Below are 10,418 nucleotides of genomic sequence, written 5' to 3'. Positions count from 1 at the left end.
GTACCGTCCCCGTTATCAGTCAGGTCAATATTACCCAAATCGGCATTGGTATCTTCAAGGTTCTGCTGAATCTCATCTAAAGCATCCTGTACATTGGTAGAGGTTAAACCTGAATTGGTATTGTCGTAGTTATTACTATCTGCATTGGTATTGATATTAATTGTACTGCCATTAGCATTAGTCAAATCATAAGTCCCATCGGCGTTATCTACAAGACTGGTAGTATTAGCATCGAATTCGGTCGTATTCCCCTCAGAATCGGTAAAATTAAAGGTCCCGTCACCATTATCGGTTATATTCGAGATATAAGAATTACTGGTTATAAGCTCAATAATTCTTTCATAGATATCTCCGTTATTATCTATATTACTTATAACATCGGCAGGAACATTTATGGTAGTAATTGTATCATCTTCACTGGTGTAAGTGTAAGTTCCATCTAAATTATCAACAAGCTTAGTAATACTTTCGTTTACAATCTCATCTAAATTTATACTTATACGATCTCCCGCCTGATCTAAATAAACAAACTCCTGATTCTCGGCATTCCAAATAACTATATTATCGGGGATATTAGAAGTAGGATCATTAGAAGTAGCTATTCTTTTCCAGCTACCGTTATACCAGTAGTAATACCCCGGTGACATACTTTGGTTAGCAGAGGTATTAAACACCAAAAGACTTTCTACATTCCCATTGGTAATTGTAGATTCATCTGTTAAATTTAAAAGTGCAACCTGAGGTATTAATAGACCTTTATCGTTTGCTACTATCTCCAATTGGCTTGAAGGATTTGGCATATCGGTTCCAATACCCACCTGGGCACTAACAGAAAAGCCAATAAAAATAAATAGCAGAGGTAATAGTTTCTTCATAGAAAGTACTTTTAGAAATGGTTTACACCAAGATTTTTTTTGGATTAAACGGTAAAATAATTCTAGGCTTAAATTTTTCGCGAAATTGCAAAATATAACTAGATAAAGCCCGTTTCACGGGTATTACATAGATACTACATCTATAAAACAACACTCAAACAGCTTACGAGCAGATAATTACAAAGAAGCCATCCATTTGTACAAATCTGTTCCTTTAGGTAAAGAAAGTTTTTTGCGCAACCTGTATTTCTTAATTTGTACGGTTTTGTGTTGAACAAATGTGAATTGAGCAATCTCTTTTGTAGAGAATTTCAACCAAATCATAGCACATAATGCGATTTCTGAATCGGTTAAATTTATTTCTGTAGCGCTTAACTTTCCATAAAGGCTTGGGTATACCTGTTTAAATTTTCCTAGAAAAGCGGGATCATTATTTCTTGCTAAATCTATAACCTCATCAAAGCTTTCATTCAAACTCTGTTTTAAACGCTCTTTTTCTTTTCTGGAAATTTCTATTTTTTTCTTTTGCCTGCTGTTATGCCGAACTATAAAAAGTAAAACAAACGAAGTTCCAACTAAAGCAGATACCCCAAATACGAAAGAATAGTTAGAGTCGACATCAATTTCTTTAGAATTATTTTCCTCTACGATAAAATTTCTAAGAGGAATACTTAAAGATTTCATTTTTGCCATGCTTAGGCTATCATTGAGGTGAATATATTCTGCAAAGTATTTATTCGAATTTTTTAGGTCACCTTGTGTTCTATACACATAACCCATTTCTTTTAAAATTTCAACACTTAGGCTTATTCTCTTTAATCTTTTCGAGATATCTAATGCTTGTTGGTATTTATCTATAGAGGTCTCAACATCTCCCATTTTAAAATAATGATAGGCAAAACCTTTTAAAATAGTAGCTTGATCAAACTTAAAAAGATAACTACTATCCAAAGCGTCTGCATAGCCATTAAGGTTCCTGTTATCCCTTATAAATTCGGCGCCAGCCTCTAAATATGACTTTGATAAATCAAAATCACTCTCTGTATCTATTGCTAATTTCGATAAGCCCCGATATGTTGAAGAAAATGGGTATATAGACAAAGATTTCTTATAATAGATAATTGCTTTCTCCGACTCACCTAATTTTAAAAAGGCACTTGCGATATTATTATAAAAAATAGCAGAAAGATATTCTCCGTTCTCAAGCCCCTTACAAAGTTCTACAGCCTTGCTCCAGGTTTTTACGGCTTCCTTAAAAAGGCCAATATTTAAATAGTTTCTTGCTAACCCACCTAATATTCGAGCCTTTACTTCCTTACTATCTCCCTTATATTGTTTAGAAATAAGTTTTAAAAGGCTTAAACTTTTCTCATATTCGGCAATATCAATAAGTACCTGCGCCTCATTTATATATTTTAGTGCACTTTTATCTGTAATAACACTTATTTCAGGCAAACCTTTATCCTGTTGCAAACTATTGGCTGCACATAAGTTAGTGCCCCAAAAAATAAGATTTAAAAGAAAAAAGAAATATAACGACCTGATAACCAGAATTTTTATTGTTTAATACCACTCAAAATAAGTAGGTTTTACTTTGAATAGTATTAAAAGTTTGTAAAGAAAAGATTACAAATATAAACCAACTCTTTTAAAAACCAGGGGGGGTGATAGAACAATTAACACATTACAAGCACAAGAGGTGTAGAAAAAAATTGCATCTAACATACTGACAATAAGATATTTAAACCTAGAAAAGAATATAGGGTTATTTATAACACCTAAAATAAAAACAACAAGAAATAATATTCAGCTAACAAAGTTACCTCTATTATTACATCTTCATAAGATTCAAATAACCTGGGGCAAGCTTAAACTGGATATAAAGCCACATTTAGCCTTAAGGCAAACATTTATTCTGCTATTACGAAAGAGAGTTTAATGTATCTAACGGTTTAGGATACCAAAAAAGTAGCCTCGCCAGGAATCGAACCTGGATCTAAAGTTTAGGAAACTTCTATTCTATCCGTTGAACTACGAGGCCCTATAAGGGCCACAAAAATAATAATGTTTTCAGAAATTCATCATATTAAAACTTAAAACTTCCGGTAGTTTCCCGGCTTTTTTTAACTTTAATCTTAAAGACATATTTTTAAAATCAACCTCTATGAAATTTTTTGCCCTAAGCTTTTTTACAGCGCTCATCTTTTTTGCCAATACCTGTAACCGCCAGGAGACAGAAGGCCAAATGGAACTTACCGGTAAAATAGAAAGCCAGGGAATTACTTCTTATCAATATGGCACACATGTTCTAAAAACGGAAAATGAATTTTATGCGTTAAGAAGCGACAAAATAGATCTGGATAAATTTATCGGAAAAAAAGTTACGGTTTCCGGCTCAAGGATAGATGGTTATCCAGTAGATGGCGGGCCTCTCTATATTCTGGTCACCAATGCAAAACAATTATAAATCATTTCTATATCAAGTGGTGTCTTAAAACACAAAAAGAGAATTTAGTGAATTATTTCCCGGGAAGCCAACGAGGTATTAAATGAGAATTTTTTGAATTTAGAGGCAAGCCTCGAAACATTTAATCTAGATTATCGAGTAAAGTTTCGTTATCTTGGTTTTAAACAGAAATCAGGTATTATGAAAAATTTTTTACTCTTTACGGTTATCACTTTCATATCTTTTTTGAATGGCCAGGCCCAAAATCCGGAGATTAGCGGAGATCCATTTGCACATACCTATTCTATTGTTGCCAGGGATGCAAAAACCGGAGAAATGGCTGTTGGTGTTCAAAGTCATTGGTTTTCGGTAGGACCACTAGTAGCCTGGGGAAAATCGGGAGTGGGTGTAGTTGCTACGCAGTCGTTTGTAAACCCGGCTTTTGGCCCGGAAGGTCTTAAACTTTTAAACAAAGCTTATACTCCCGAAGAAGCTTTAGAGAGCCTTATTAATAACGATGAAGCCCGTGATTATAGGCAATTGGCCATTCTAAATAAATTTGGGCAAAATGCAGCCTATACCGGTAAGAATTGCGTAGCTGAAGCGAGCCATATTACGGGTGAAAATTTTTCAGTTCAGGCCAATATGATGTTAAACGACAAGGTTGTGCCTGAAATGGCTAAAGCTTTTACCGAAAATATTAACCTACCCCTGGCCGAAAGGGTACTTAGGGTTTTAAAAGCTGCTCAAAAAGCCGGTGGGGATATCCGCGGAAAACAATCGGCCGCATTAATTGTGGTTGGACCAGATAAAGTTGAAGAAGCCTGGAAGGATAAAAAAATAGACCTAAGAGTAGATGATCACGAAAACCCGATAGAAGAACTGGACCGGTTGCTAAGAACAGCCCGGGCTTACCAGTTTATGAATCGTGGCGATCTCGCTATGGAAACGGGGAATGTGGAAGAAGCACTGAAACAATACAGCACCGCCGAAAACATGTTTCCAAACAACCTGGAAATGCGATTCTGGAAAGCAGTAGCCCTTGCCAATAGCGATAGACTGGAAGAAGCAAAACAAATTTTTCAAAGAATCTTTGATAAAGATAAAAACTGGAAAATTATGCTAAAGCGTTTGCCCAAAGCTGGCCTCATAAATCTTAGTAAGGGGGAATTAGAGATGCTTACTGAGTAATCTACACATATTTAGTATCTTTATCACTTAAAATAATGCTGTTATGAAAATTACCTTTAATAAAATTCTATTGGGAATTGCCGTTGTATCACTTGCGGCTTTTACGTCTTGTAAAGACGCAGAAAAGAAAACTGCTAAAGAAACCCAAACCACAACAAATACTCAAATGACAGGGAATAACCCCGGAAGCTCAGAAACCCCAGATGTCAACCCTCCACATGGCCAACCCGGACATCGTTGTGATATGCCGGTAGGAGCATCTTTAACCGAGTCAAACAGCTCAAGCCAACAACAGGAAATGACCTCATCTCCCATAAGGCTTAGGGAAGACAAAACAACTAAAAACCCTGCACATGGGGAGCCCTATCACGATTGTAGCATTCCCGTAGGTGCTGATTTGAAAGGTTAAATCTAGAAGATTCTATAAATTAAAACGTCATTACGAACGGAGTAAAGTAATCTGCCATTAAATTACAGATTATTTGTCCCTCGTAATGACGTTTTTTTAGTTCGTCAAGCTTTTTATTAATAAAGGCCTAATCTAATCCTCCTCTTCTTTCTCCATCTCTTGGCTCAGGCCAGGTCATTTGCTCACCGGTTCTTCGGTTAATTGGCAAAACGGCCTTTTCTCGTGAGGTAGTTTCAGGATCTTCACTCGCCATATAAGTCATAATAGCAGTCAAAATCACATTGCTGCGTACATCATCAAAAACAATTTTATCGTACGTATCTAAATTGGTATGCCAGGTATAATCCCAATAAGACCAGTTTAAAGAGTTCAGCATAAAAGCAGGTGCTCCTGCGGCCACAAAAGAAGCGTGATCTGTTCCACCACTGGAAGGGGTTCCAGGGAAGGAAGTCTCAATCTCAGATTTTATCTCCTGAGGCACCGGCTCTAACCAACTGCTTATATAATCGTAAGCATGCAAAAATCCTTGTCCGTTAATAGTTTTTACCCTTCCGGTTCCGTTATCCTGGTTAAACAAAGCCTGTACATTAGCCACAATTTCGGGGTTATCTTTTACAAAAGCACGAGAACCGTTAAGCCCTTGCTCTTCTCCACCCCAGTGTCCGGCTATAATAGTTCGCTTTGGGTTTGGATATAATTTCTTTAAGATTCGCATTGTTTCCATCATTACCATAGTCCCGGTCCCATTATCGGTTGCTCCGGTACCACCATCCCAGGAATCAAAATGTGCCGAAAGAACAACATACTCTTCAGGCTTTTCGGTTCCTTCAATCCTTGCAATGGTATTAAATGTTGGCATTTCTCCAAGATCTTTAGATTGGGCAACTACCTTTATTTCGGGCGCATTATTGTTTTCTGCTAAACGGTAAAGCAATCCATAATCTTCTAAAGAAAGATCTATAGTAGGAATATCATTGGTATATGCACCAAACACTTTGTTAGCACCAAAACCGTGAGACCAGTTAGAAGTCACAATACCCACTGCACCGGCTTCTTCCAAAACTTTTGGGAGTTCGCGATAGCTATAACCGGTATTTTGAACTCGGCTTCTCCATAGAGAATCGGTTTCTTTTATGCTTTTTTGCATGTTCTTCCACGATTTTTCTGTGGCCCACTCTTCCCAGTTATATGGTGGCCTTCCGGTAGGTTCATTTACCGAAATCATCACAAATTTTCCTTTAACTGAAGAAAGCATATCGGCAAAAGCATCAGGGCTACTTGCTTCCGGCAAAATCATTACCTCGGCAGTTACGCCCTTTTTTCCTGTAGAAGGGCTCCAGGCCAATTGTCTTCCGTGCAAGGTTCTTAATCTTGGTTCTACAAGGTCTATATGGGTAATTCCACGTTCCCAGCCACGCCAGGTTCCATATTCCTCATTTTCGGCAGAAATTCCCCAGCTTTCATATTTTTTTACCGCCCAGTCATGTGCATTTTTCATTTGTGGAGTCCCAACCAATCTAGGGCCAATCACATCTATCATTTCGTGACCCAGCTCCTCTAATCTTGAATTTTCATTGACCTCGGTTACAATCTTGTCTACCATTTCTTGCTGAGCCTGTACCTGTAATGTGCCGGCCACAAGAAATAAACTAAAAAGTGTACGTAAATTTTTCTTCATACTGTTTTAATCAATTTTTAAAAATAAAGGCTAAAGATATCAATTATATCTAATCTATCTTAAGGCTTAAGCTTTATCATTTTTAGCATTTTAACTATATTGCCGCCTGCTATTAAAAAATAAACCCACAACTCCTTAAATTGATGAAAAAGATTTTAGCCTATTCCTTCAAGTTTAAATTTCATGTTCTCTTTTTAACACTCTTAAGTTTTGGTTATACAGGAGTTTCCCAAACCAGTGAACTTTCGGTAGAAAAAGTAATGCAAGACCCTAATTGGATGGGGAATTTCCCCTCTAATATAAAATGGAATGCCGATAGTGAAACCATTTATTTTGATTACAATCCTGAGCAGAATGTTTCTGATTCACTTTACAAGATTGAATTGCGAAATCCTTCAAAAATAAAAAAGGTAGATCTAAAGGAAGAGCAAAATTTAAGTCCGCGATATGGCGATTTCAATAAAGATAGAACTAAAAAGATTTTTGGGGAGAATGGAAGCCTTAAGCTTTATAATATAAAAACCGGAAAAACCACAGAACTCCTTGATCTTTCAAAAGCAATTGAAAGCCCAAAATTCCTTGCTAACGAGGACAAAGTCAGCTTTATTTTAGATAAGAATGCTTTTGTTTATAATAGAAAAGAAGGTAGTATTAAGCAACTTACCAATATTAAAACCGGTACAGCAAAAGACGGGAAAGAAAAAGAAGTTTCAGAAAAAAATGCCTGGATAAGAGACGAAAACCTGGAACTATTACAAGTGGTAAATCAGCGAAAAACCAACAAAGAAAATAAAGAAGCTTACAGGGAAGCCACGGCTAAAAAGGAACAATTTAGCTTCTACCTTGAAGATAAAAACCTAAGTAACCTTCAGGTTTCGCCTGATGCAAAATTTGCAACTTTTAAACTTATTACCCGTGAACGCGGCGAAAATACTGCAGTTCCAAATTATGTAGATGAATCTGGATACACCGTAAACCTGCCCGCACGAAGCAAGGTTGGTGAGAATAATACTAAAGTTGAGCTTGCTATTTACAATTTCGAAAAAGACACGGTTTACACCTTAAACACAAGTGAACTTCCCGGAATTACTGATTTACCGGATTACGTTAAAGATTACCCCGATAAAGACTGGGAAGAGACCGAGAGGGAAGTAGTTCCAACTACGGTTTATTTTTCAGAAAACGGCGAGCACGCTGTAGTTAATATTAGGTCTAAAGACAATAAAGACCGCTGGATAGCAAAAATCAACCTTGAAACAGGCGCCTTAAATACACTAGATCGCCAGCGTGACGAAGCCTGGATTGCAGGTCCCGGAATTGGCTACACCTTTTACGGAGGGGAAGAAATGGGGTGGTTACCAGATAATAAACATATTTATTTTCAAAGTGAAGAAACGGGATACTCTCATCTTTACCTGTTGGATGTTACCTCCGGAAACAAAAAAGCACTTACCCAGGGAGATTTTGAAGTTTTTGACCCCGAGCTTTCTAATAACAAAAAGCATTGGTTTTTAACCACTTCAGAGGTTGCACCCGGTGAACGTCATTTCTATAAGATGCCGGTGATGGGCGGTAAGATGGAAAAACTAACTAAAATGGAGGGCAATAATGATGTTTATCTTTCTCCAGATGAAAAACACATGGCCATTTTATATTCCTATAGCAATAAGCCCTGGGAATTATACCTAAAGAAGACAAAAGCAAATGCTGAAGCCAAACAACTAACAGAAGGGCAATCTGAAGCATTTAGCAGTTACCCCTGGAGAACTCCTGAGTTAATAGAGTTTAAAGCCAGGGACGGTGCTATGGTTCCGGCCAGGCTATATACCCCTGAAGCCGATGTAAAAAATAACGCTGCCGTGGTTTTTGTGCACGGTGCGGGCTACCTGCAAAATGCACACAAATGGTGGAGCAGCTATTTTAGGGAATATATGTTCCATAACCTTTTAACAGACCTTGGGTATACTGTTATAGATATAGATTACCGCGGAAGCGCTGGTTATGGTCGCGACTGGAGAACAGGAATTTACCGACATATGGGTGGAAAAGACCTTACTGACCAGGTAGATGGCGTGGAATATTTAGTTAAGAATCACGGAATACACCCCGAAAAAGTGGGGATTTACGGTGGAAGTTATGGTGGCTTCATCACTTTAATGGGAATGTTTACAGAACCCGAAACCTTTAAAGCCGGTGCCGCCTTAAGGTCGGTAACCGATTGGGCGCATTATAATCACGGTTATACTTCCAATATTTTAAACGAACCCGCCGCCGATCCTATTGCTTATAGAAGGTCTTCTCCCATTTATTTTGCTGAAGGCCTGGAAGGCGATTTATTAATTGCCCACGGAATGGTAGATGTAAATGTTCATTTTCAGGATGTGGTAAGGCTTTCCCAACGTTTAATTGAATTAGGAAAAGAAAACTGGGAAATGGCAGTTTACCCGGTAGAAGATCATGGCTTTGTAGAACCCAGCAGTTGGACAGATGAATATAGAAGAATTCTAAAATTATTCAACGAAAGCCTTTTAGAGTAATGGATATTGAATATGTAAGAAGCCAGTTTCCGGCATTGGAAAGAGAATTCACTTTTATGGATAATGCCGGGGGTTCGCAAACTTTAAGAAAAGTAGCTGAACGCATTAGCGGTTATTTATTACACCATAATGTGCAGTTAGGTGCTTCCTACAAAGTTTCAAGGGAAGCAGGAGAAAAACTCAATTATGCCACCAAAAAAGTATGCGAATATATAAATGCAGCAAGACCTGAAGAGGTGGTTATGGGGCCTTCTTCCAGTATGCTACTACGAATTTTAAGCACTTGTATTAGCAAGCAATGGAAGGAAGGTGACGAAGTAATTGTTACCAATACAGACCACGAAGCCAATGTTTCTCCCTGGACCGATTTAAAGAATAAAGGAATAAACGTAAAGCTTTGGAAAGCAAATCCCGAAAGCCTGGAGCTTGAACTAAGCGACCTCAACAAACTACTCACCAAACGCACTAAGCTCGTAGCTGTAACCCACGCATCCAATATTTTAGGAAGTATAAACCCTATAAAAGAAATCGCAAAAACCGTACACAAAGCAGGTGCGCTTATTTGTGTAGATGGAGTAGCTTACGCTCCGCACAGGCGTATAGATGTTAGAAAGCTGGATGTAGATTTTTATGTGTTTAGTTGGTATAAAACCTTTGGCCCCCACTTGGCCGTTATGTATGGTAGATATAATTTATTATACCAAATGGACGGTATAAACCATTACTTTTTTAAGAAAAAAGATGTGCCCTATAAATTTCAACCAGGAAACTTCAATTTTGAACTCACTTACAGCCTATTAGGAATTACAGAATATTTTGAACAATTATTCAAAAACGAATTTCCCAAAGCGAAAAAAGTAGGTTTCCAGGACAAGATGAATAAGGTCTTTGAGCATATTAGCAAGCATGAAGAGCGAATTAGTAAACCCCTAATTAATTATTTATCTGAACATCCAGATATTCAAATTATTGGAAAAGCCACTGCCGATAGAAAAAAAAGAGTCCCCACCATTTCATTTGTTCATAGCAAGATGAAAAGTGATGAAATTGTTGAACGTGTAGATGATTATCGCGTGGGGATTAGGTTTGGGGATTTTTATGCCAAAAAGTTAATTGAAGACGCAGGTTTAAAAGAAAAGAATGGGGTTGTGAGAGTTAGTTTGGTTCATTATAACTCTTTAGATGAAGTAAAAAGATTGATTTGGGTTTTAAAGAAAGTGATTTAGTCAATTCGCGGCAACTTATTTCTAATTGATTATAATTAAAAAACTCTATTTTGAGT

General features: G+C 37.4%; 7 protein-coding genes, 1 tRNA gene and 1 pseudogene. 5 read left to right on the top strand and 4 right to left on the bottom strand.

Translation table 11 applies throughout. The features are described from left to right. From I6U50_RS10525 to I6U50_RS10515, 3 genes and pseudogenes are all read right to left on the bottom strand, one after another. Positions 1 to 875: pseudogene (locus tag I6U50_RS10525) on the bottom strand (hypothetical protein); the annotation flags it as partial. Positions 876 to 1,052: 177 nt separating this feature from the next. Continuing rightward, complete coding sequence (locus tag I6U50_RS10520; RefSeq protein WP_198638790.1) at positions 1,053 to 2,348, bottom strand: tetratricopeptide repeat protein; 1,296 nt, start codon at positions 2,346 to 2,348, stop codon at positions 1,053 to 1,055. Positions 2,349 to 2,844: 496 nt separating this feature from the next. Beyond that, positions 2,845 to 2,916: transfer RNA gene (locus I6U50_RS10515), tRNA-Arg, on the bottom strand. Positions 2,917 to 3,039: 123 nt separating this feature from the next. On the opposite strand from I6U50_RS10515, the gene I6U50_RS10510 reads away from it, so the two are divergent. From I6U50_RS10510 to I6U50_RS10500, 3 genes are all read left to right on the top strand, one after another. Beyond that, the gene (locus I6U50_RS10510; protein WP_198638789.1) at positions 3,040 to 3,342 is read left to right on the top strand and encodes a hypothetical protein; all 303 of its coding nucleotides are present in this window, start codon (positions 3,040 to 3,042) and stop codon (positions 3,340 to 3,342) included. Positions 3,343 to 3,522: 180 nt separating this feature from the next. After that, positions 3,523 to 4,512 (top strand): DUF1028 domain-containing protein, encoded by a 990-nt coding sequence (locus tag I6U50_RS10505; RefSeq protein WP_198638788.1) that lies wholly within the window; start codon positions 3,523 to 3,525, stop codon positions 4,510 to 4,512. A 43-nt stretch (positions 4,513 to 4,555) separates the two neighbouring features. Further along, positions 4,556 to 4,921, top strand: a complete 366-nt coding sequence (locus tag I6U50_RS10500) for a hypothetical protein (protein ID WP_198638787.1) — start codon at positions 4,556 to 4,558, stop codon at positions 4,919 to 4,921. A gap of 127 nt (positions 4,922 to 5,048) precedes the next feature. On the opposite strand, the gene I6U50_RS10495 is transcribed toward I6U50_RS10500, so the two are convergent. Beyond that, positions 5,049 to 6,599, bottom strand: coding sequence for a M20/M25/M40 family metallo-hydrolase (locus I6U50_RS10495; RefSeq protein WP_198638786.1), 1,551 nt, complete (start codon positions 6,597 to 6,599; stop codon positions 5,049 to 5,051). Positions 6,600 to 6,742: 143 nt separating this feature from the next. Between I6U50_RS10495 and I6U50_RS10490 the strand changes: the two genes are divergently transcribed. Continuing rightward, a complete protein-coding gene (locus I6U50_RS10490) occupies positions 6,743 to 9,136 on the top strand; it encodes a S9 family peptidase (RefSeq protein WP_198638785.1) in 2,394 nt (797 codons plus the stop codon). Continuing rightward, positions 9,136 to 10,362: a cysteine desulfurase-like protein gene (locus I6U50_RS10485; protein ID WP_198638784.1), complete on the top strand. Its 1,227-nt coding sequence runs from the start codon at positions 9,136 to 9,138 to the stop codon at positions 10,360 to 10,362. The genes I6U50_RS10490 and I6U50_RS10485 overlap by 1 nt, the downstream gene beginning before the upstream one ends. Positions 10,363 to 10,418: the final 56 nt, after the last annotated feature.

Source organism: Salegentibacter maritimus (assembly GCF_016236975.1).
In the GTDB taxonomy this organism is placed as follows: Bacteria; Bacteroidota; Bacteroidia; order Flavobacteriales; family Flavobacteriaceae; genus Salegentibacter; species Salegentibacter maritimus.
This window is presented reverse-complemented; position numbering and strand designations above follow the sequence as displayed.